22 protein-coding genes are annotated in these 22,588 nt (G+C 63.4%); 17 read left to right on the top strand and 5 right to left on the bottom strand.

The window, feature by feature from the left end; genetic code table 11:
• The first annotated feature begins 98 nt into the window (after positions 1–98).
• The 16 genes from NKH83_RS15295 (at position 99) to NKH83_RS15370 (ending at position 17,062) form a co-directional block, all read left to right on the top strand.
• Positions 99–1,673 (top strand): phytoene desaturase family protein, encoded by a 1,575-nt coding sequence (locus NKH83_RS15295; RefSeq protein WP_352476013.1) that lies wholly within the window; start codon positions 99–101, stop codon positions 1,671–1,673.
• A gap of 107 nt (positions 1,674–1,780) precedes the next feature.
• Positions 1,781–3,307 (top strand): ABC transporter substrate-binding protein, encoded by a 1,527-nt coding sequence (locus NKH83_RS15300; RefSeq protein WP_352476014.1) that lies wholly within the window; start codon positions 1,781–1,783, stop codon positions 3,305–3,307.
• 64 nt (positions 3,308–3,371) lie between these two features.
• Positions 3,372–4,379 (top strand): ABC transporter permease, encoded by a 1,008-nt coding sequence (locus NKH83_RS15305; RefSeq protein WP_352476015.1) that lies wholly within the window; start codon positions 3,372–3,374, stop codon positions 4,377–4,379.
• Positions 4,372–5,220, top strand: coding sequence for an ABC transporter permease (locus NKH83_RS15310; protein WP_352476016.1), 849 nt, complete (start codon positions 4,372–4,374; stop codon positions 5,218–5,220). Before NKH83_RS15305 ends, NKH83_RS15310 begins: the two co-directional genes overlap by 8 nt.
• Positions 5,217–6,107, top strand: coding sequence for an ABC transporter ATP-binding protein (locus NKH83_RS15315; RefSeq protein WP_352476017.1), 891 nt, complete (start codon positions 5,217–5,219; stop codon positions 6,105–6,107). Before NKH83_RS15310 ends, NKH83_RS15315 begins: the two co-directional genes overlap by 4 nt.
• Positions 6,100–6,930: an ATP-binding cassette domain-containing protein gene (locus tag NKH83_RS15320; protein WP_352476018.1), complete on the top strand. Its 831-nt coding sequence runs from the start codon at positions 6,100–6,102 to the stop codon at positions 6,928–6,930. The genes NKH83_RS15315 and NKH83_RS15320 overlap by 8 nt, the downstream gene beginning before the upstream one ends.
• A gap of 80 nt (positions 6,931–7,010) precedes the next feature.
• The gene (locus NKH83_RS15325) at positions 7,011–7,610 is read left to right on the top strand and encodes a VOC family protein (protein WP_254816229.1); all 600 of its coding nucleotides are present in this window, start codon (positions 7,011–7,013) and stop codon (positions 7,608–7,610) included.
• Positions 7,611–7,753: 143 nt separating this feature from the next.
• Positions 7,754–10,048, top strand: coding sequence for a bifunctional salicylyl-CoA 5-hydroxylase/oxidoreductase (locus NKH83_RS15330; RefSeq protein ID WP_352805513.1), 2,295 nt, complete (start codon positions 7,754–7,756; stop codon positions 10,046–10,048).
• Positions 10,045–10,818 (top strand): SDR family NAD(P)-dependent oxidoreductase, encoded by a 774-nt coding sequence (locus NKH83_RS15335; protein WP_352805516.1) that lies wholly within the window; start codon positions 10,045–10,047, stop codon positions 10,816–10,818. Before NKH83_RS15330 ends, NKH83_RS15335 begins: the two co-directional genes overlap by 4 nt.
• Positions 10,812–11,282: a MarR family winged helix-turn-helix transcriptional regulator gene (locus NKH83_RS15340; protein WP_254816232.1), complete on the top strand. Its 471-nt coding sequence runs from the start codon at positions 10,812–10,814 to the stop codon at positions 11,280–11,282. The genes NKH83_RS15335 and NKH83_RS15340 overlap by 7 nt, the downstream gene beginning before the upstream one ends.
• Positions 11,279–12,091 carry an enoyl-CoA hydratase family protein gene (locus tag NKH83_RS15345; protein ID WP_352805519.1) on the top strand — a complete coding sequence of 271 codons (813 nt, stop codon included), beginning with the start codon at positions 11,279–11,281 and terminating at the stop codon, positions 12,089–12,091. Before NKH83_RS15340 ends, NKH83_RS15345 begins: the two co-directional genes overlap by 4 nt.
• A 237-nt stretch (positions 12,092–12,328) precedes the next feature.
• A complete protein-coding gene (locus NKH83_RS15350; protein ID WP_352805522.1) occupies positions 12,329–13,477 on the top strand; it encodes an acyl-CoA dehydrogenase family protein in 1,149 nt (382 codons plus the stop codon).
• Positions 13,478–13,549: 72 nt separating this feature from the next.
• Entirely contained in the window at positions 13,550–13,945 is a 396-nt protein-coding gene (locus tag NKH83_RS15355) for a RidA family protein (protein ID WP_254816235.1), read from the top strand.
• A 177-nt stretch (positions 13,946–14,122) separates the two neighbouring features.
• A complete protein-coding gene (locus NKH83_RS15360; RefSeq protein ID WP_352805526.1) occupies positions 14,123–14,914 on the top strand; it encodes an ABC transporter substrate-binding protein in 792 nt (263 codons plus the stop codon).
• Between the two features lie 109 nt (positions 14,915–15,023).
• Positions 15,024–15,698 (top strand): amino acid ABC transporter permease, encoded by a 675-nt coding sequence (locus tag NKH83_RS15365; protein WP_352805528.1) that lies wholly within the window; start codon positions 15,024–15,026, stop codon positions 15,696–15,698.
• Between the two features lie 71 nt (positions 15,699–15,769).
• Complete coding sequence (locus NKH83_RS15370; protein ID WP_352805531.1) at positions 15,770–17,062, top strand: cysteine desulfurase-like protein; 1,293 nt, start codon at positions 15,770–15,772, stop codon at positions 17,060–17,062.
• Here NKH83_RS15370 and NKH83_RS15375 read toward each other — a convergent pair.
• Positions 16,993–17,865: an NAD(P)H-dependent oxidoreductase gene (locus NKH83_RS15375; protein WP_352805533.1), complete on the bottom strand. Its 873-nt coding sequence runs from the start codon at positions 17,863–17,865 to the stop codon at positions 16,993–16,995. The two genes, NKH83_RS15370 and NKH83_RS15375, sit on opposite strands and share 70 nt — an antisense overlap.
• Positions 17,866–17,958: 93 nt before the next feature.
• On the opposite strand from NKH83_RS15375, the gene NKH83_RS15380 reads away from it, so the two are divergent.
• A complete protein-coding gene (locus NKH83_RS15380; protein ID WP_352805535.1) occupies positions 17,959–18,879 on the top strand; it encodes a LysR family transcriptional regulator in 921 nt (306 codons plus the stop codon).
• A gap of 22 nt (positions 18,880–18,901) precedes the next feature.
• On the opposite strand, the gene NKH83_RS15385 is transcribed toward NKH83_RS15380, so the two are convergent.
• From NKH83_RS15385 to NKH83_RS15400, 4 genes are read right to left on the bottom strand one after another with little or no spacing between them, the layout of a single operon-like run.
• A complete protein-coding gene (locus tag NKH83_RS15385; protein WP_254816240.1) occupies positions 18,902–19,732 on the bottom strand; it encodes a dipeptide ABC transporter ATP-binding protein in 831 nt (276 codons plus the stop codon).
• A complete protein-coding gene (locus NKH83_RS15390; RefSeq protein WP_352506082.1) occupies positions 19,729–20,604 on the bottom strand; it encodes an ABC transporter ATP-binding protein in 876 nt (291 codons plus the stop codon). Before NKH83_RS15390 ends, NKH83_RS15385 begins: the two co-directional genes overlap by 4 nt.
• Before the next feature lie 4 nt (positions 20,605–20,608).
• Positions 20,609–21,526 carry an ABC transporter permease subunit gene (locus tag NKH83_RS15395; RefSeq protein ID WP_023676823.1) on the bottom strand — a complete coding sequence of 306 codons (918 nt, stop codon included), beginning with the start codon at positions 21,524–21,526 and terminating at the stop codon, positions 20,609–20,611.
• Position 21,527: 1 nt separating this feature from the next.
• Entirely contained in the window at positions 21,528–22,535 is a 1,008-nt protein-coding gene (locus NKH83_RS15400; protein WP_254816243.1) for an ABC transporter permease subunit, read from the bottom strand.
• Positions 22,536–22,588: the final 53 nt, after the last annotated feature.

A 22,588-nucleotide genomic window follows, 5' to 3' on the forward strand; every position in this document is an offset into this window, starting at 1 on the left:
TCAATGGTGCTGAAGGCTCTCGCGGCCCTTAATATCCTACTAGACGAAAACATATGCATCTGCAATTATCTTTAAGCATAAAGGAAATGGGACGGGGCGTGAGCGAGTTCGACGCCATATTTGTCGGGGCAGGCCACAACAGTCTGGCATGCGCCGCGCATCTGGCGCTCAAAGGCTGGAAAACAGCGGTTTTCGACCGCAATCCAACGATCGGCGGCGCCGTCCAGACGCGTGAATTCACGCTTCCAGGCTTCCGGCACGATTTCGGCGCAATGAATCTGGGCCTGTTCGCCGGCTCGGCCTTTCACAGGAAATATGCAAATGAATTGAAAACCCACGGGCTGGAATTCGTGCCGGTGGCCGACTGTTTTGCCAGCGCCTTCCCCGACGGTCGCTGGTTCGGCGTCAGCAGCGACCTGGAGAAGACCACTGGACGGATGACCGCCTTCTCCGCGACCGACGCAGCCACATGGCGCCGTCTGGTTGCGGCATTCCCGGCGGAGGCCGAGCATCTGTTCCGGCTGCTGGGCTCGCCGATGAGTGGGCGTGCGCTCGCCGGCACGGCCTGGAAGCTCTGGCGCAAGAAGGGTATTGGCGGCGCGCTCGATACCGGCCGATTACTGCTTTCCTCACCCCGCGCGTGGCTCGAGCAGACTTTCGAGTCACCGCATGTCAGGGCGACGCTGGCCACCTGGGGCATGCATCTCGATTTCGCGCCTGACATCGCTGGCGGCGCGGTATTTCCTTACCTCGAATCGATGGCCAACCAGTGCTTCGGCATGCTGCTCGGCAGAGGCGGCGCCGACACGATCATCCGCGCTTTGTCGGGCATGCTCACGGCAGCCGGCGGCAAGATCGTCACTGGGGCTGATGTCGCCGAGATCACGGTTTCGGCCGGCAAGGCGACCGGCGTGCGGCTCGCTTCCGGCGAGACTCACACCGCCACCAGGGCCGTCATCGCCGGTGTCGCACCCAAGGCGCTGACCGGGAAACTGTTGCCCAATGGATCGGGCGACGCCGGCTTCGACACGGCCATGAAAAAATTCCGCCACGCGCCGGGCACGATGATGATCCATCTGGCACTCGACGATTTGCCGGACTGGCGCGCCGGCGCCGAGCTTCGGCAGTTCGCCTATGTGCATCTCTCGCCGTCGCTCGACGCCATGTCGCGAACCTATCAGCAGGCGATGGCAGGCATGCTGCCGGAAGAGCCGGTGCTGGTCGTCGGCCAGCCGACCGCGGTCGATCCGTCGCGCGCGCCGGACGGCAAGCATGTGCTCTGGGTGCAGGTGCGCATGCTGCCGGCCGAGATTGTGGGCGATGCGGCGGGCATGATCGCGCCGGCCCACTGGGACGAGGCTAGGGAGCACTACGGCGAGCGCGTCCTCGACATTATAGAGCGCTATGCGCCCGGCCTTCGCCGGAAGATCCTCGGCCGCGCCGTGTTCTCGCCCATCGACCTCGAACGCGAGAATCCCAACCTGGTCGGCGGCGACCAGGTCTGCGGCAGCCATCATCTGGCGCAGAATTTCCTGTTCCGGCCGGCGCGCGGTTACGCCGGCTGGAACACGCCGATCGGCAATCTGCACCTGACCGGGGCGGCAACATGGCCGGGCGCCGGCACCGGGGCGGCGTCAGGCTTCATGCTCGCACAACAACTTGGCGGGAGGTAGGCTCCATTTTTCATCCAGGGTGAAGGAGGACAAGGCGCGGTTGCCCAAGGAGCCTGAACCCACCGATTGACAACGACACCGCGCATAAAAGCAACAGGGGAACGACCATGACAATCAACAGACGAGAATTGCTCGGATACGGCGCGGCCGCACTTGGCGCCACGGCGCTCGGCCTGCCGCAAATCGCCAAGGCTGCCGGCGAACTGACTATCGCCTACAACGTCAACCTACCGTCCTGGGACCCGACCACCGGGCCTTCGGCGGTCAACCCGACCATCCAGGGTCTCTACCAATCGGTGTTCGACCAGTTCATCCCGCAGAAGCCGGACCTTTCTTTCGCACCCGGCCTGCTCACCGAATGGGGCTGGAACGAGGATCGCAGCAAGATCATGATGACGGTGCGCGAGGGCGTCACCTGGCATGACGGTTCGCCGTTCACGGCCGAAGACGTGGTCTGGTCGCTGCAGCGGGCGGGCGATGAAAAGACCGGCAACCCGATCCAGTTCGTCTGGAAGAACGTCAACAACTTCAAGATCGACGGCAACAAGATCACCGGCGACGTCGTGCAATTCGACCCGGTGTATTTCAAATGGATGTCGTTCCTCACCGGCTACATCATGCCGAAGGCCTATTACGAAAAGGTCGGCGCCGAGGGTTTTGAGAAAGCCCCGATCGGCACCGGGCCCTATATGGTCGACAAATTCGAGCGCAACGCCTTCCTGCGGCTCAAGGCCAACCCGAACTACTGGGGCGGCAAGCCGGCCTTCGAAAACGTAACCATCAAGTTCGTCACCGATGCGGCGAGCCGCGTCGCCGAGATCGAGTCCGGCTCCTCGCAGGTGACTCTCGAAATCCCCTATGAGGAATATGACCGCCTGATCGCCAAGGACGGACTTACCGGCTCATGCAAGAATGTTTCCGACATCGGCATGATCTTCTTCAACGACATCGACGTGATGCTGGACAAGAACGTGCGCCAGGCAGCGGTGATGGCGGTCGATAAAAAGCTTTTGGTCGACCGGCTGCTGCGCGGTTACGGCCAGCCCATCGATACGCTGGAGACGCCGGAATACGCCGCCTACGATGCGTCGATCAAGGCCGAACATAACCCGGAAAAGGCCAAGGAATTGCTGGCCGCCTCCGGCTATTCGCCGGAAAAGCCGGTCAAGTTCACGATACAGACGACCAAGGGCTTCAAACCCAAGGACTACGAGATGATCCAGGCGATCGTCGGCATGTGGCGCAAGGTCGGCATCGAGGCGACGATCGAGGTCTACGAGATCGCCAAGCATTATGAGTTGCGCGCCGCCGACAAGCTGGCGCCGGCCGCCTTCTACAATTGGGGCAACGCCATCGGCGACCCGACCACCTCGACCGGCTTTGCCATGTATGGCCCGAGCCCGCATTCGGTGTGGGACAGTCAGGATCTGATCGACATGATCAACCCGCTGTGGGGCGAGAAGGACGAGGCCAAGCGCATTGCCGGCTGGAAGGCCGTCGACAAGTACATTGCCGAGCAGGCCTATGTACTGCCGCTGATCCAGTATGCGCAGCCGATCGTGCATGCCAAGGGCGTCAATGTCGTGCAGCATGTGTCGGGCGCGCTGTTGCCGGCGCTGATGAGCCCGGCCTGAGACAGCCTTCGGCTTGCCGCGCGCCGTGCGGAATGACGGCGCGCATTTTCTGTCACGGGCGACCATGCTGCTGCAAAGATTCCTGATCCGTCTTCTGACGATGGCGATCACGCTGTTCGGCGTGGCCGTCGTCGTCTTCGTCGTCATCCGTGTCGCGCCAGGCGATCCGATCGCGATGATGCTGCCGCCCGGTGCAACCGATGCCGACATCGCGCGTCTGCGCGCGCTTTACGGGCTGGACAAGACCATCGTCCACCAATTTTTCATCTGGCTGGCAGGTGTCGTCAGGGGCGATTTCGGCACTTCGATTTCGCTCCGGCAGGATGTTCTGGGCCTGGTCTTCAACCGCCTGCCGGCGACGCTGGAACTCGCGATCGTCGCGCTCTTGATGGCGCTGGCGATCGGCGGCACGACGGCGATCCTCGGCGCGCGCGAACGCGGCACCGCGGTCGAGGCTGGCATCGACATCGCCAGCGGTGCGGCGCTCTCGATTCCCGATTTCCTGTGGGGTTTGGTGCTGATCCTTTTGTTCGGCGTGCTGGTGCCGGTTTTTGACATTTCCGGCCGGGTGTCGCCGCAACTCGATCTGCCCTTCGTCACGCAGTTCTATTTGTTCGAGAGCATCGTGCGGCTGCGCTTCGACCTGACCAAGGATCTGCTGGCGCATATGCTGATGCCGGCCGTGGCTCTGGCGCTGCCACTCGCCGCGATCATCTCGCAGCTGCTGAAACAGTCGCTGAAGGAAGTGCTCGACCTCGACTATGTCGTGCTGGCGCGGGTAAAGGGCTTTTCGGAAACGCACGTCATCCTGCGCGAGGCGTTGAAAAACGCCGCCCTGCCGACGCTCACTCTGGTCGGCGTGCAGTTCACCTTCCTGATCGGCGGCACGGTCATCGTCGAGCGGCTATTTTCCTATGAGGGTCTCGGCAACATGGCGATCGATGCCGTCATCAACCGCGACCTGCCGCTGATCCAGGGCATCGTGCTGGTGTTCGCGCTGCTGTTCGTGCTGATCAACCTCAGCGTGGACATGATGTATGCGCTGCTTAATCCGAGGCTGCGCCATGGATGAGGCCCGCATTTCAAGACATGGCTCGCAGGCACGCCTGTGGCTGGCCGGCGGCTGGCTGCTGATTGGGCTGTTGGCCGCGATTTTTGCGCCGTTGGTCGCGCCGCAGGACCCACTGGCGCAGGATTTGATGCTGGAGCGGCTGCCGCCGTTCTGGCTGAGCGGTGCTGAGCCCGGCTACTGGCTCGGCACCGACAGCCTCGGCCGCGATCTTCTGTCACGGCTGATCTTCGGTGCCCGCATCGCCTTCATCGTCGCCTTCGTGGCAGCCCTTGCCGCCTGCCTGGTCGGCTCGACGCTGGGGCTGATCGCCGGCTATTTCGGCGGCTGGGCCGACCGCATCATCTCGCGTATCGTCGATGTCTGGATGGCGTTTCCCCCGGTGCTGTTTGCCATCCTTCTGGTCGCTGTGCTCGGCACCGGCTTGAGCTCGGTTATCATTGCCATTGCCGTCATCGACTGGACGCGCTTCTGCCGGGTGATCCGCGCCGAGACGATGGGCCAGTCGCGCATGGACTATGTCGAGAACGCCCGCATCGCCGGTTACGGCCGCATCGGCATCATGCTGCGCGAAGTGCTGCCCAATGTGGTGCCGTCGATCGTGGCGCTGCTGTCGCTGGAGATGGGCATTGCCATCATCGTTGAGGCGATCCTGTCCTTCGTCAATCTGTCGATCTCGACCGACGACCCAACCTGGGGCGGCATCATCGCAGAGGGTCGCCTATCGATCCATCAGGCCTGGTGGGTGCTGGTGTTCCCGCTGGTCACCCTGATCCTCACGGTGCTGTCGTTCAGCCAGTTCGGCGAAGGTCTTAGGGCACGTTTCGATCCGGTGCTGCGATGAACGCGCTGGCGAAATCCTGCCTCGACATACGCGACCTTAGCGCGGTGCTGCCTAATGGCTTGCGCGTGTTGCGCTCGGTATCGCTTTCCGTTCAACCCGGCGAGGTCCGCGCGCTGGTCGGCGAGAGCGGCGCCGGCAAGACGATGATCGGCAAGGCGGTGCTCGGCGTGCTGCCACCCAGCGTGCGCATTGTCGAAGGCGACATGCTGCTCGAGGGCGAGGACCTCGGCAAGCTTCAGCCGAAGGCAAGGCGCACGCTGATCGGCGCGCGCACCGCGCTGATCCCGCAGGACCCGCTGACCGCGCTCAATCCGTCACGGCGAATCGGCCCACAGATGACCGACCGGCTGGTGCGCATCCTCGGCTGGAGCGGTGAGAAGGCCGATACACGCATCCGCCAATTGCTGGACGAGGTGCAGATCCGCGACCCCGAGCGTGTCCTCAAATGCTATCCGCACGAGCTGTCCGGCGGCATGCGCCAGCGTGTGCTGATCGCCGCGGCGTTCGCAGCCGAACCAAGGCTGATCGTCGCCGACGAGCCGACCACGGCGCTCGACGTGACCGTGCAGAAGCAGATCTTGCGCTTGATCGCTGCGTTGCAGCGCGAGCATGGCACGGCGATCCTGTTCGTTACCCACGATCTCGGCGTCGTCGCCAAGATCAGCCAGAAAGTTTCAGTGCTCTACGCCGGCAAGGTGGTGGAGGAGGCCGAGACGGCTGCTCTCTTCGCTGCCCCGCAGCACCCCTATACGCGGGCGCTGATGGCCGCGACGCCGCGCTACACCGATCCCCTCGCTTCGCTGAAACCCGTGGACGAGGCGGTACTGGCCGGGCTGGCCGCGGAGATCGCCGCCGCCGACCAGGCCTGGAGGCACCCGCATGGCTGAGCCGCTGTTTTCCGTGCGCGGGCTGAAGGTTGCCTTACCCGACATGACGCGCAAGCCGTTGTTTGGCCGCGCTCCGTTGGCCGAGATCCTGAAAGGCCTGGACTTCGATCTGCCCAGGGGATCGGTGACCGGCATCGTCGGCGAATCCGGGTCGGGGAAATCGACGCTCGGCCGCGCGCTGGTGCGTCTGCTGGAGCCCAGCGCCGGCAGCGTCAGCTTCGACGGCCGCGACATCACGCATCTGCCAGAGGCGGAGCTGCGGCCCGTACGCCGCAATCTGCAGATGATCTTCCAGGACCCGATGTCGTCGCTTAACCCACGCCGCACCATCGCCAGCATCATCGCCGCACCACTCAAACAGAATGGCCTCGGCGACAATCTGAAAGCCCGAGTTGCTGAAGCGCTTCAGCGCGTCGGCCTGCCGCAAGGCTTCGCCAGCCGCTATCGTCATGAATTGTCGGGCGGCCAGCGCCAGCGCGTCGGCATTGCCCGCGCGCTGGCGCTGTCGCCGAAATTCGTGCTGGCCGACGAAATCGTCTCAGGCCTCGATGTGTCGACCCAGGCACAGATCCTGACGCTGTTGGAAAAACTCGCCGCCGAGATGGGCCTGACCGTTGCCTTCATCAGCCATGACCTGTCGGTGATCCGGCGGCTCTGCCGGCAAGTGATCGTCATGCGCGAAGGCGCGATCGTCGAAGCCAGTGCGACGGATACTTTGTTCGAGAAGCCGCAGCAGGCTTACACGCGCGACCTCCTCGCCGCCATTCCGCTGCCCGAGATCGATGACGCCTGGCTGCTTCCCGCCGCAAAGGCGCCGGCATGAACACATTCCTACTCGCACACCGAAGAGCGGGCCTCGGACGTGCGCCGACAAGTCAGCTCGCGAAACGGAGGAGAACTGGAATGAAATACGCAATCAGAAACACGATGCTTGCGGCCGCTCTGGCCGGCTCGATGGGAGCAGCCTCGGCTGATTCGATACCCGGCATGCGTGGCCACGACCACACCGGCGTCACCGTCCCCGACATGCAGCAGGCCGTCGAGTTTTTTACCGAGGTGGTCGGCTGCAAGAAGGCGATGTCGTTCGGCCCGTTCGCCGACGACAAGGGCACGTTCATGCAGGATCTGCTGGGCGTCGATCCCAAGGCAGTGATCGAGGAGATCACCCTGGTCCGCTGCGGACACGGGTCGAACATCGAGCTGTTCAAATACACCGCGCCGGACCAGAAGGACCTGACGCCTCGCAACAGCGACATAGGCGGCTTCCACATCGCCTTCTATGTCGACGACATCGCCGCCGCAAAAGCCTATCTTGACGGCAAGGGCGTCAAGACGCGGATGGGGCCGCTGCCGGTTACCGAAGGCCCGGCCGCCGGCCAGACTATCCTCTACTTCCAGGCGCCCTGGGGCTTGCAGTTGGAAGCGATCAGCTATCCCAATGGCATGGCCTATGAAAAAGATGCGGAGACGGTGCTGTGGAGCCCGAAGAACCCGGAAAAATAGCCCGGAGCTTTCCTGGCCCGCGCAAGCCGACTGCCGGCAGGCTGGGTTTCTGAGGCGGATTGTTTCAATCCTGAAACTTCAAGCTTGAATTAATCTGCTTCAGGCGTAAACTCGACTGACAGAAGCGAAGAGGAGATCGCACGATGAAAGTTGCGGTTCTCGGCGGCGGGCCAGCCGGGCTCTACTTTGCAATCTCGCTGAAGCTCAGGGATGCCGCGCATGAGGTCACGGTATTCGAGCGCAACCGTGCCGATGATACGTTCGGCTGGGGCGTCGTGCTGTCGGCCGAAACGCTGGAGAACCTGACCAAAAACGACCCGGTCAGCGCCGTCTGGATCCGCAAGCATTTCGCCTATTGGGACGACATCGCCGTCATCCATGACGGCGTGCGAACGGTCTCGACCGGTCATGGCTTTTGCGGCATCGGCCGCAAGCGGCTGCTCACCCTGCTGCAACGGCGGGCGCGCGAGCTCGGCGTCAAGCTGGTCTTCGAATCCGACATCGCCGATCCAAGGCCGTTTATGGAGACGCACGACCTGGTTGTCGCCGCCGACGGGCTGAACTCGAAAGCGCGGGGCACCTTCGTCGACGTGTTCAAGCCCGATATCGACATCCGTAAATGCAAGTTCGTTTGGCTCGGCACCCACCAGAAATTCGACGACGCCTTCACGTTCATCTTCGAGAAAACCGAGCATGGCTGGGTGTGGGCGCACGCCTACCAGTTCGACAGCGATACCGCGACCTTCATCGTAGAATGCAGCGAGCAGACCTGGCAGCGCTTCGGCTTCGGCGCGATGTCGCAGCAGGAATCCATTGCCGTCTGCGAGCGCATCTTTGCCCGTCATCTCGGCGGCCACGCGCTGATGACCAATGCCAGTCATATCCGCGGCTCGGCGTGGATCAATTTCCCGCGCGTCTTGTGCGAACGCTGGTCCTACAAGAACCTGGCGCTGATGGGGGACGCGGCGGCGAGCGCGCATTTCTCGATCGGTTCCGGCACCAAGCTGGCGCTGGAAAGCGCGGTGGCGCTGGCCGACTATGTCGAGTCCGAACCGGACCTCGAGGCAGCCTTCCGCAAATATGAGGACGCCCGCCGCACCGAAGTGCTGAAGCTGCAGTCGGCGGCGCGCAATTCGCTCGAATGGTTCGAGGAGGTCGAGCGCTATCTCGGCCTCGATCCGGTGCAGTTCAACTATTCGCTTTTGACGCGTTCGCAGCGCATCAGTCACGAGAATTTGCGGCTGCGCGATGCCGAATGGCTGGCCGGCGCCGAGGAATGGTTCCAGCGCCAGGCCGGTGCCGGCGGCAACAATCTGCGTCGCGCGCCGATGTTCGCGCCGTTCCGGCTGCGCGGCATGGCGCTGCAGAACCGCGTCGTCGTCTCGCCGATGGCGCAGTACAAGGCGGTCGACGGCTGTCCGACTGACTGGCATTTCGCCCATTACGCCGAACGGGCCAAGGGCGGCGCCGGCCTCCTCTACATCGAGATGACCTGCGTCAGCGCGGAGGGCCGCATTACGCCTGGCTGCCCCGGTTTCTATGCGCCCGAGCATGAGGTCGCCTGGAAGCGGCTGGTCGAGTTCGTCCATGCCGAGACCGAGGCCAAGATCTGCGCCCAGATCGGCCATTCCGGTGCCAAGGGGTCGACCAGGCTCGGCTGGCAGGGAACCGACGTGCCGCTGCCCTCAGGCAATTGGCCGGTCATGGCAGCCTCTTCCGTGCCGTGGTCGCCGGAAAACCAGGTGCCGAAGGCGATGGACCGCGCCGACATGGATATGGTGCGCGACCAGTTTGTCGCTTCGGCCGAGATGGCGGCGCGCTGCGGCTTCGACATGCTCGAAATCCACGCCGCGCACGGCTATCTCCTGTCCTCCTTCATCACGCCCGTGACCAACCGGCGCACCGACTCCTATGGCGGCTCGCTGGAAAACCGCATGCGCTATCCCTTGGAAATCTTTCATGCGGTGCGCGCCGCGTGGCCGGCCGAGAAGCCGATCTCGATGCGCATCTCCGCCAATGACTGGCTGGGCATCGAAGGCGTGACGCCGGCCGATGCCGTAGAGATCGCGCGGCTGCTGCATGAGGCCGGCGTAGACATCTGCGACGTATCGGCCGGCCAGACTTCGGCCGTGGCAAGACCGGTCTATGGCCGCATGTTCCAGACGCCGTTTTCCGATCGCATCCGCAACGAGGTCGGCATGGCGACGATGGCGGTCGGCAATATCTATGAGCCGGACCACGTCAACTCGATCCTGATGGCGGGCCGCGCCGATCTCGTCGCACTGGCTAGGCCGCATCTTGCCGATCCGTACTGGACGCTGCACGCGGCCGTCACGCTTGGCGATCGGGGCGTCAAATGGCCGGATCCCTATCTGCCCGGCCGCGACCAGCTCTACCGGCTGGCCGAGCGCGAAGCGGCAGCGGGGTTGAAGGTATGAGTGCCACGGCGACGATTTCGGGGCGTCACGCGCTGGTCACCGGCGGCGGCTCCGGCGTCGGCCGCGCGATCGCGCTGGCGCTGGCCGGCGCGGGCATTAACGTGACCATCTGCGGCCGGCGCGTGGAGCCGCTTGCCGAGGTTGCCGCCGAGAACAAGCGCATCTTCGCCGTTGCCGCCGACGTCACCGACGAGGCATCGATGACGGCGCTCTATGAGGCCGCGGAAGCGGCACACGGAGCGTTCGACATCGTCGTTGCCAATGCCGGCATGTCCGGCAGCGCGCCGGCGCAACGGACCTCGCTGGCAGACTGGCAGCGCACGCTCGACGTCAACTTGACTGGTGCGTTCCTGACGGTGAAGCCGGCGTTGGCCGGCATGGCAGTGCGCAAGACTGGCCGTATCATCTTCGTCGCTTCCACCGCCGGATTGAAAGGCTATCCCTATGTCTCAGCTTACGTTGCCGCCAAGCATGGCGTCGTCGGCCTGATGCGGGCACTCGCCGTCGAGACCGCCAAGTCCGGCATAACAGTGAATGCCGTGTGCCCAGGGTTTGTCGAAACCGAGATGCTGGAGAGCGCCGTCCAGCGCATCGTCGAAGCGACCGGCCGCTCGTCCGAGCAGGCACGGGCAAGCCTTGCCGCGACCAACCCGCAAGACCGCTTCATCCAGCCGGAGGAAATTGCGGCCGCGGTACTTTATCTGTGTGGCGACGCCGCCCGGTCGATTACCGGGCAGACGATGTCGATCTCCGGAGGTGAGACATGGTAGCCGGTCCCCTACCCGCCCCGTCCGGACCCGGCAAGGACCGCCTGCGGCTGTGGATTCGCCTGCTGCGCGCCTCGCGCACCATCGAGGCCGAGCTGCGCGAACGCCTGCGGCAAGAGTTCAACACGACGCTGCCACGCTTCGACGTGATGGCCGCGCTCTACCGCGCGCCGGAAGGCATGCTGATGAGCGATCTTTCGCGCTTCCTGCTGGTGTCCAACGGCAATGTCACCGGCATCATCGACCGGCTGGTCTCGGAAGGGCTGGTGATGCGGGCCCGACGCAATGGCGACCGCCGCACTTCGATGGTGCGGCTGACGGAAGAGGGATCGAAGACTTTCGCCGTGATCGCCGCCGCGCATGAAAAATGGGTCGGCGAGTTGCTGGGCAATGTGAGCGAGGACGAGGCGCGCCGGCTGACCGGCATGCTGACCTCCTTCCGCAGCAATTGGGAGGGACGGGAATGACGAAGATGGCTGGCCGCAAGTCGAAGCATTTCCTCTGGCAGGTCGAAGGCAAGATCGCAAAAATCCGGCTCGATCGGCCGGAGCGCAAGAACCCGCTGACCTTCGACAGCTATGCCGAATTGCGCGACACTTTTCGCGATCTCGTCTATGCCGACGATGTCGATGCGGTGGTGTTCCTTCCCAATGGCGGCAATTTCTGCTCGGGCGGCGATGTCCATGAAATCATCGGGCCGCTGGTCAAGATGGACATGAAGGCGCTGCTCGCCTTCACCCGCATGACCGGCGATTTCGTCAAGGCGATGCTGAATTGCGGCAAGCCGATTATTGCGGCGGTCGACGGCGTGGCGGTCGGCGCCGGCGCAATCATCGCCATGGCCTCCGATATCCGCATCGCCACGCCACAGGCCAAAACGGCTTTCCTGTTCACCCGCGTCGGCCTTGCCGGCTGCGACATGGGCGCCTGCGCGATCCTGCCGCGCATCATTGGCCAGGGCCGCGCCGCCGAGCTGCTCTATACCGGCCGCACGATGAGCGCCGAGGAAGGCGAGCGCTGGGGCTTCTACAACCGGCTGGTCGATGTCGCAACGCTAGAGGCCGACGCGCTCGACATGGCCGCGCGCGTCGTTTCCGGCCCGACCTTCGCCCATGGCATGACCAAGACGCAGCTGAATCAGGAATGGTCGATGGGGCTTGACCAGGCTATCGAATCGGAAGCGCAGGCGCAGGCGATCTGCATGCAGACACGCGATTTCGAACGGGCGTACGAGGCTTTCGTCGCCAAGGAAAAGCCGGTGTTCGAGGGGAATTGAGGATGTTTTCTTCGATAAAGACCGACAGGTTCGCGGGACAGCGCCCCCCTCTGTCCTGCCGGACATCTCCCCCTCAAGGGGGGAGATCGACTTTGGTTCCCACCTTAGCCAATCGCAACCGCCGCAAGATGCGGGCGGACGCCGGAGCTGCCAATCTCCCCCCTGGAGGGGGAGACGGCCGGCAGGCCAGAGGGGGGCGCCGTAGAGCGCGAGGCCCGAAGCATAGCGGAGGCAGAAATGCCTGATCGGTCCTTCCTCAACTGGCCGTTCTTCGAGGACCGACACCGCGCACTCGCCGAAGAGCTGGATGCCTGGTGCGGGAAAAACCTGCCGGTCGCGCATGACGATGTCGACGCCGCTTGCCGCGAGCTGGTGGCCAAGCTCGGCCGGGACGGCTGGCTGAAGCCGACGGCGCTCGACATCGAAAACCCCTCGCCGCTCGACGTGCGCACGCTCTGCCTCACGCGCGAGACGCTGGCCCGGCATGATGGGCTCGCCGATTTCGCCTTCGCCATGCAAGGGCTCGGCACCGGCGCGCTCAGCCTGTTCGGCACGCCAGACCAGCAGCACTGGCTGGCAAAGACACGGGCCGGCAAGGCGATTTCGGCTTTCGCGCTTTCGGAGCCGCGTTCGGGCTCGGACGTTGCCAATATGGAAATGACCGCCGCGCGAGACGGCGACAGCTATCACCTATCCGGCGAAAAGACCTGGATCTCCAACGGCGGTATCGCTGACTTTTATGTTGTCTTTGCCCGTACCGGCGAGGCGCCCGGCGCCAAGGGGCTTTCCGCCTTCGTCGTGCCTTCCGAGGCCGAGGGGCTGACCATCGCCGAGCGGCTGGAGGTGATCGCGCCGCACCCGCTCGCCCGGCTATCTTTCGACAATGCACGCGTCCCAGCCTCGGCGCTGATCGGCAAACCCGGTGACGGTTTTCGCATCGCCATGTCGGTGCTCGACGTATTCCGTTCGACTGTCGGCGCAGCGGCGCTCGGCCTTGCCCGGCGCGCGCTGGACGAAGGCATCACAAGAGTGGCCGAGCGCAAGCTGTTCGGTGCACCGATGGCCGAGCTGCAGATGGTGCAGGGCCATATCGCCGACATGGCGCTGGATGTCGATGCCGCCGCCTTACTGGTCTACCGCGCCGCCTGGACCAAGGACATGGGCGCGGCCCGGGTTACCCGCGAAGCCGCCATGGCCAAGCTGTTCGCTACCGACAAAGCGCAAGAGGTGATCGACAAGGCTGTCCAGCTGCATGGCGGCGACGGCGTCCGCAAGGGGCATATCGTCGAAAGACTGTATCGCGAGATTCGGGCACTGCGCATCTACGAGGGGGCGTCCGACGTGCAGAAAGTGGTGATTGCACGGCAAGTGATGGGAGCGGCCTGAGACAGGAGTTTGCGTAAAAATTGATTGTCCTTGAGTTTGAGCGACCGGATTTGAGCATTGGGAGGTTTTGACATGCACACCATCCTGCAGCCGGAAGGCTGGGCGAAACCCGTCGGCTACGCCAACGGCGTCGCCGCGCGCGGGCAGCTTGTCTTCGTCGGCGGGCAGGTCGGCTGGAACGGACAGGGCTGCTTCGAGACCGATGATCTTGTCGGTCAGGTGCGGCAAACGCTGGCCAATATTGTCGCCGTGCTCGCCGAGGCCGGCGCCAAGCCGCAGCATATCACCTCGATGACCTGGTACTTTACCGACAAGGCGGAATATCTGGCCAATCTCAAGGGGATCGGCGAGGTCTATCGCGAGGTGATCGGCCGGCATTTTCCGGCCATGGCCGCCATGCAGGTGATGGCGCTGGTCGAGGATCGCGCCAAGGTTGAGATCCAGGCCACGGCGGTAATTCCGGAGTGACGGCAACACGTAGCAATTTTTTAAGCTTAAACTTTCGCCTTGAAAAACGCGGTACTTTGGATAGCATCCGATGTCTTACGACTGCCGTGCCGGGAGGGCTTTCCGGCAGTCCCGTCACTTGGCGCATCAAAACCGTGCGGGGCCAAACCCGCCCGATCACAACCAGAGGGAACGAAAATGAACTTCACCCGTCGCAACCTGCTTCTTGTTGCTGCCGCGATCGGCATCGCCGGCGGCCCGGCCTACGCCGAAGGCGCGCTGAATGTCGGCGCCTATCCGACCAATCCGCCTTTTGAATACAAGAACGAGAGCGGCACGTTCGAGGGTTTCGAAGTCGACATCGTCAATGAGGCGGCAAAGCGTATCGGCATGACCACCGACATCGCCGACCTCGGTTTCCAAGCGCTGTTCGCCGCCACCACCTCGAAGCGCATCGACGTCGCCATCTCGTCGATCACCATCACGCCGGAGCGGCTGAAGTCTCAGTCGTTCACGCAGCCCTACTATGATTCCGACATGGGCATCGCCGCGAAGGCCGACAGCCCAATCAAAGCCGAGGCCGACCTCAAGGGCAAGATCATCGGCGTGCTGTCCGGCTCGACCGGCGAAGCCTGGGTGAAGGCCCACCAGGAGGCGGACGGGTTCAGTGACGTCAAAGGCTACGACACGCAGCAGAATTTGCTGCTCGATCTCAGCTCCGGCCGCGTCGATGCGGCGGTCAGCGATATTCCGGGCCTGGAATATTCTTTCACCAGGATGAAGGATCTCGCCGTAAAAGAGCGCATCAAGACCGGCGAGCAGTACGGCCTGATGATGACCAAGGACCACCCGCTGCTCGGCAAGCTGAACGACGCGCTGACCGCGATGAAGAAGGACGGCACGCTGGCCGCGATCCACAAGAAGTGGTTCGGCAGCGACGCACCGGCCGATTCCTCGACCGTCAAGGAAATGCCTGTGCCGAAGGCCTGAGCGGCAGTTCGCGCTTAAATTTCGTGCCGGCTTTCGTACCGGCACGATTTCGGGATTTCGAGCTGGGGCTCGAGCGTCGCGGGACGCCAAACGTTTCGGAAATGCTGCGATGTCGCTGCTGGACACCTTCTTCAACGCCGACGTCATGGTCTCCAGCCTGCCGGCGCTGCTGCGCGGTTTCCTGAACACGCTGCTGCTCGGAATCATGAGCATCGGCATCGGTATTCCCGTCGGCCTCGCGATCAGCCTGGTGCGGCTCTATGCGCCAAAGCCGCTTCGGCTGCTGGCTGTCGGCTACATCGACATTTTCCGGGCGATGCCGGTGCTGGTGGTGCTGATCCTGATCTACTATGCGCTGCCGTTCCTCGGCATTCGCCTGTCATCGTGGACGTCCGCGGTGATGGCGTTCGCCATCATCATGGCGGCCTATTCGGCCGAGGTGCTCCGCTCCGGCATAGAGAGCATTCCGCGCGGCCAGTTCGAGGCGGCGCAGGCGCTCGGCCTGCCGTTCTTGCTGACCTTGCGCAAGGTAGTGCTGCCGCAGGCGATCCGCGTCGTCATTCCGCCAATGACCAGCAATTGCGTTTCGATGTTCAAGGACACCTCGCTCGCCTCCACGGTAGCATTGCCTGAACTGCTGAAGGAAGCGACCAACGCGCAATCGCTCTATGCCAATCCCTCACCGCTGATCGGCGCGGCGCTGGTCTATCTGATCTTTCTCTGGCCGATGGTCCGACTCGTCAGCCTCCTGGAACGCCGCTTCCAGACCGAAAAGACCCGCTGAGGTCGCCAACGATTTCCGTCCGCCAATTCCCCGAATATCAACTTCCGTTAGGCACTTCGCAGGAGACGAGCTTGAACCAGCATCAGATTTCGAAAACCGGCGATGCCGCAGCTTTCCCGGTCGAGACGATCCGCGCCATGTTTCCCGCCTTGCAGCAAGCCGGAGACTTCGTCTTCATGGACAATGCCGCCGGCGCGCAGATCCCGCAAAGCGTGCTCGATGCGGTCACCAACCATTTGGTTGCGCATAATGTGCAGCGCGGCGGCCGCTATGGCCGCAGCGTCACCGTCGATCAAGCAGTGGCCGGCGCGCGCGAAAGCGTGGCCTTGCTGATCAACGCTACCAACCCGGCGGAGATCTGCTTCGGCATGAACGCCACTTCGTTCATCCGCCTGGTCAGCCTCGCCATCGGCCAGATGCTTTCCGAGCGCCCAAACGGGGAGCGTGACGAGATCGTCATCACCGACATGGATCACGACGCTAATATCGCGACGTGGCTGGCGCTGGCGCCCGCCGGCGCCAAGTTCAAATGGTGGCGGATGCGCGAGGACGGCAATCTGCATGTCGACGATTTGCGCCCGCTGGTCTCAGAGCGCACCCGGCTCGTCGCCTGCACGGTGACGGCGCATTCGATCGGCTCGATTGTCGACGTTGCTTCCGTGGCTAGGATTGCGCATGCGGCAGGCGCCGAAGTGTTCCTAGACTGCGTGCATTACGGCCCGCACGGGTTGATCGATGTGCAGGCCTGGGATTGCGATTATCTGGTCTGCTCCGGCTACAAGAATTTCTCGCCTCATATGGGCTTCCTGTGGGGCCGCTTCGAAACACTGAAGCGCTTGCCGACCTTCCGCGAGGATTTCATCCCCGACGAGCCGCCTTACAAGATCGAGGCCGGTACCTTCATCTACGAGAACGTCTCCGGCATGGATGCCGCGGTGCGCTATCTCGAGTCGATCGGCCGCAATTTCTTGTCCGAGAATAACCGGTCGCGTCGCGACAACATCGTCGCCGGCATGAATGCCATCCGCGATTACGAGCAGGTGCTGGCGCGCGAAATGCTGGCGGTGCTCAAGGGTTGCGGCGCGACGATCTATGGTGTCGCCGACGAAGCACGCCTCAGCGAGCGCGTGCCGACTTTCTGTTTCAACATCGGCACGCTGTCGCCGCAGAGGATCGTCGAGGAAATGGCCGAGATGCAGATCGGCATTCGCGACGGCCATATGTATGCGCCGCGCCTGATGAAGCGGCTCAACTTAAGCATGGACAGCGGCGCCGTCCGCGCCTCCCTGGTGCATTACAATACGATCGAGGAAGTTCGGCGTTTCGGCGAGGCGCTGCGTACCGTCATCGCCCGGCTGTCCTGATCGGGCTGTCCGGCTGCGCTTGCGCCGTTCTGGTGGAGCGCGAAAGCGGTTGCACCCGGGCTCTCCAGGCCGGGGCGCAACTGCATGCTTGGGATCAGGTAATCGCCACCATTCTGCTGCCGATAAGGAATGGGCCGGATTGTCTCGAGCGTCCGCATCCTCTCGCGCAGCCGCTCCGCGACAGGCTCGAAATCGGCTTCCCCAAAACGGTCCACCCTGTAAACCACGAACGGCGGAAGCACGTCGTAGCCCGGATAATAGAGAATTCCGTGATTGATCGGGAACAGCAGGTCGTCGATCGGGCCGTTGACGCCGCGGGCAGAATAATGCTCCTCCCAGCCGCCGGTGGTCACGATCAGCATTGCGCGCTTGCCGGCGAGCGTTCCCTCACCAAAGCGGTCACCCCACCGCTTGTCGCTGTGCTCGCCAACGCCATAGGCGAAGCCATAGGCGTACACGCGATCGACCCAGCCCTTGAGGATCGCCGGCATGGCGTACCACCACAGCGGGAACTGGAGGATCAGGGTGTCGGCCCATAGCAGCTTGTCGATCTCGGCTTTGACGTCTTCGGTGAGTGTGTTGGTCGCGAAAGCCTTTTTGGAGGCGGCGGTCGGCAGGAAGCGTGCTTCGGGCGGCCACGCCGGAAAGTCGGCACGGTCCACCTCGGCTTTCCAGCCGTCGGCATAGAGGTCCGACACCCGCACCTCGTGTCCTTGGGCCTCGAGTTCCCTGATGGCGACGTCACGCAGCGCGCCGTTGAGCGAACGCGGTTCAGGATGAGCAAAAACAAGCAGGACTTTCATGGGTCTACTCCGAAGAAGGACGATAGACACCAAAGGTAGCCAGCCGCGGGCTGATCCACTATATGTAGGAAATGCATAAGATTATGCCGAATAATGGATAGATCGGACGTCACTCTCGAGCGCATGCGCACCTTCGTTCGCGTCGCCGAGCGCGGCAGCCTCTCGGCGGTGGCGCGCGAACTCGGAGTTGGGCAGTCGACGGTCACACGGCATTTGCGAGAACTCGAGGAGGCCGTCGGAGTGCCCTTGCTCAGCAGGACCACCCGGCGTGTGACGATGACCGATGAAGGCAGCCGTTACTATGCCGACAGCGTCCAGATCCTGCGCCTCGTTGAGCAGGCCGGCGATGAGGCGCGGGGCACGCGCGGCGCGTCGGCCGGCACGATCCGGATATCCTGCACGGCGGCGCTCGGGGTCTTGCACGTCAGCCGGTTGATCTTCGCCTTTCAGGACCGCTATCCCGACATCGGCATCGATCTCAGCCTCACCGACGAGCGCATCGATCTCGTGCGGGAGGGCGTCGATATCGCGCTTCGCCTCGGTCCGCTCACCAACAGCTCGATGAAACTGCGGGCGCTCGGCCAGTCCCGGCGTCTGCTGGTGGCGGCGCCGGCCTATCTGGCGGCGCGCGGCAGACCGGCTGTCCCGCACGATCTGCCTGGCCATGAAGGCATCCGGATGTCGAACATCGCGGGAAGCGACATGCTCGTCCTGCAGGGGCCGGGCGGCGAGACCTTTGCGGTGCCCTTTGGCGGGCGATTTCGTGTGGACCATGGGCTTGCCGCGCGCGAAGCCCTTGTCGCCGGACGCGGCATCGCACCCGCGCACCACTGGCTTGTCGACGATCTTCTGGCGGCCGGCCGGCTGGAAGTGGTCATGCCGGGCTATTTTCCGCCTCCCGTCCCGCTGAGCATGCTGATCGTTCCGGAGCGTGCGGGTATCGCCCGGGTGCGGCTGCTGGTCGACTTTCTCGTCGAGGAGATCTCCAGCATTCCGGGGATCGAGAAGCGGTAGCCGGCCGGCAAACCTCGCCGGATCAGGCGGCCTTCTTTTTCGCCAACCTTGCCTTGATGCTGGCGACGTCGGCACGCGGCGTCGCCGCGAACAGCGTCCTGGTGTAGCTGTGCTTGGGGTCGGCGAAGACCTCGTCGCGCGAGCCGTATTCGACCGCCTCGCCGAAATACATCACCATCACGTCGTCGGCGATATAGCGTACCACCGACAGGTCGTGGCTGATGAAAACATAGGTCAGCTGAAACTCGTCCTGCAGGTCGGCGAGCAGGTTCAGCACCTGCGCCTGCACCGAAAGATCGAGTGCCGAGACCGGCTCGTCCAGCACCAGAAGGCTGGGGTTGAGCATCAGCGCGCGGGCAATGGCGATCCGCTGGCGCTGGCCGCCCGAAAACATATGCGGGTAGCGATTATAATGTTCGGGGCCGAGACCGACCTTCTTCAACATCTTCATGGCGAGATCGCGCCGTTCGTCGGCCGTGCTGTCGGTGTTGATGAGCAGCGGCTCGCCAAGCACGTCGCCGATCTTCTGGCGTGGATTGAGCGAACCATAGGGGTTCTGGAAGACGATCTGCACCTTGCGGCGCATTTCCTTCGACAGACCATCCCTCGCGATGTCGACCTTCTTGCCATCGATGAAAAGCTCGCCGGAGGTCGCCGGGTCGATCAGGGTGATGATGCGGGCGAGTGTTGACTTGCCGCAGCCGCTCTCGCCGACGATGGCCAGCGTCTTGCCCTTGTCGACGCTGAACGAAACACCCTTGACCGCATGAACCGTACGGGAGGGGCGGAAAAGCCCGCCGCCGACATGATAGTCGCGCACGATGTTCTTGCCTTCGACTACCGTCACGCTCATGAGGCGGTTCCTCCTGCGGATCGGGCTGCGACTACAGATGGGGCCGGCTCGAACAGCATGTCGGAAACAGTAGGCAACCGGTCGCCGACGGCGTTCTCCGGCAGCGCCGACAGAAGCGCGCGCGTGTAATTGCTCCTGGGGGATTCGAACAGCGACAGCACATCGGCCTCTTCCATCTTGCGGCCCTTGTACTGGACGATGACACGGTCGGCGGTCTCGGCAACGACCCCCATATTGTGGGTGATCATGATCAGGCCCATGCCGTATTTGGCCTGCAGGCCGACCAGCAGGTCGAGGATCTGCTTCTGAATGGTGACGTCGAGTGCCGTGGTTGGCTCGTCGGCTATCAAAAGCTTCGGATTGCAGGCGATGGCGATGGCGATCATGACGCGCTGGCACTGGCCGCCCGACATCTGATGCGGGAACGAGCCCAGCCGTTCCTCGGGGTCGGCGATGCCGACGAGCTTCATCAGTTCAATGGCGCGCGCCCGGCGCTGAGCGCGGTCCATGCCCATATGAAAACGCAGCACCTCCTCGATCTGGAAGCCGACGGTGAAGCATGGGTTGAGGCTGGCGACCGGTTCCTGGAAGATCATCGAAATGTCCTTGCCGACGATCTTGCGCCGCTCGGATGGGCCGAGCTTTAGCAGGTCGATGCCGTCGAAGGCCATGCGGTCGGCCCTCACCGTCGCCGTGTTGGGCAAGAGCCCCATCACCGCCAGCATCGCCACCGATTTTCCGGAACCGGATTCGCCGACGATCGCCAGCACCTCGCGCGGTTCGACCGACAGGTCGATGCCTTGTACCGCCATGAATGGTCCGGCGGCGGTGTCGAAGGAAACGGTCAGGTTCTTGATCTCGAGAAGAGGCATTGGATCATGATCTCTTCAGCTTGGGGTCGAAGGCATCGCGCAGGCCGTCGCCGATCAGATTGATTGCAAGCACAGTGATCAGGATGGCAAGGCCGGGGAAGGTCACCACCCAAGGCGCGCGCAGGATGAATTCGCGCGCCGAAGCGAGCATCGTGCCCCATTCTGGTGTCGGCGGCTGCGCACCGACACCGAGGAAGCCGAGCGCCGCAGCCTCGAGAATAGCGTTGGAGAAGGACAGCGTGGCCTGCACGATCAGCGGTGCCAGGCAGTTCGGCAAGATCGTCCTCACCATCAAGCGAAGATGACCGGCGCCGGCCACCTTGGCGGAGATCACATATTCGCGGTTCTTTTCGGCCATCACGGCGGCGCGGGTGAGACGTGCGAAATGCGGCTGCAGCACCAGTGCGATCGCCAACATGGCATTGAACAGGCCCGGGCCGAGGATCGCCACCAGCACCAGCGCCAGAAGCAGCGACGGGAAGGCCAGGATGATATCCATGATGCGCATGATCAGCGTGTCGACCCAGCCGCGGAAATAGCCGGCGAGCACGCCAAGCACGATGCCGCTGGTGAGTGAGAAGACGACGACCACCAGGCCGATGAACAGCGAAAAACGTGCCCCGAAGATCAACCGCGAAAGCATGTCGCGGCCGACCGCATCGGTGCCGAGCAGGAACATCGATTTGCCGCCTTCCTGCCAGGCAGGAGGCGCCAGCAGTGCATCGCGAAACTGCTCGTCGGGCGAATGCGGGGCGACGAACGGCGCAAAGATCGCCACCAGCACGAGCGCCGAAAACACGACAAGACCGATGACGGCCCCGGTGTTCATCGAGAAGTAATGCCAGAACTCGGCAAACGCCCTTTGCCTGCCGCCTGTCGGGATGGAGGCAGCGGTGGCTTCGGCGGCGGATTCGTCGGTCATCTCACTGCACCCGGATGCGCGGATTGATGACGGCGTAGAGCACGTCGACGATCAGGTTCACCGCCATGACGATCAGCGCGATGATCAGCAATCCGCTCTGCACGACGACATAGTCGCGCTTGCCGATGGCGTCGATCATCCATTTGCCGATGCCTGGCCAGGAAAAAATGGTTTCGGTCAGAATGGCGCCTGCCATCAACGTGCCGACCTGCAGTCCAATGGTGGTGACCACTGGGATCAGCGCGTTGCGAAAAGCATGCAGCCCGATGACACGGCGCGGCGCCAGGCCCTTGGCACGCGCGGTGCGGACATAGTCCTCGCCCAGCACCTCGAGCATCGCCGAGCGCGTCTGGCGCGCTATGACGGCGAGCGGGATCGTCGCCAGCACGATCGATGGCAGGATCAGATGGCTGACGGCGGATTTGAAAGCGCCGCTCCTGCCGGAGATCAGGCTGTCGATGAGCATGAACCCGGTCGTCGGCCTGAAGAAATACTGCAGGCCGATGCGGCCGGAAACCGGCGTCCAGCCGAGATAGCCGGAGAAGAAGATAATGAGCAGCAGCCCCCACCAGAAGATCGGCATCGAATAGCCGGTCAGCGCGACACCCATCGTCGCCTGGTCGAACCAGGAGCCCCGCTTGACCGCAGCGAAAATGCCGGCAGGGATGCCAAGCAGGATGGCGATGATCAACGCCACCGTCGCCAGTTCCAGCGTGGCCGGAAACAGCGCCTGGAATTCGCCGAGCACTGGCCGCTTGGTGGCAATGGATATGCCGAAATCGCCGGTGAGGACCCTGCCGATATATTCCAGGTACTGGATGACATAGGGCCGGTTGTAGCCAAACTGCTCGATGAGCTGGGCGTAGCGTTCGGGGCTGACGCCGCGCTCGCCGGCCAGGGCCAGGATGGGATCGCCGGGCAGAAGCCGGACGAAAGCGAACGCCGCCAGCGATATGCCGAACACGGTCGGGATGATCAAAGCGAGCTTGTGGAGGAGATAACGGAGCATCTTGCTTCATAGAACGGCGGCGCGGGAAGTCCAGCGCCGCCGTTCAATTTCTC

This window comes from Mesorhizobium sp. M0909 (assembly GCF_040319515.1).
GTDB lineage: Bacteria > Pseudomonadota > Alphaproteobacteria > Rhizobiales > Rhizobiaceae > Mesorhizobium.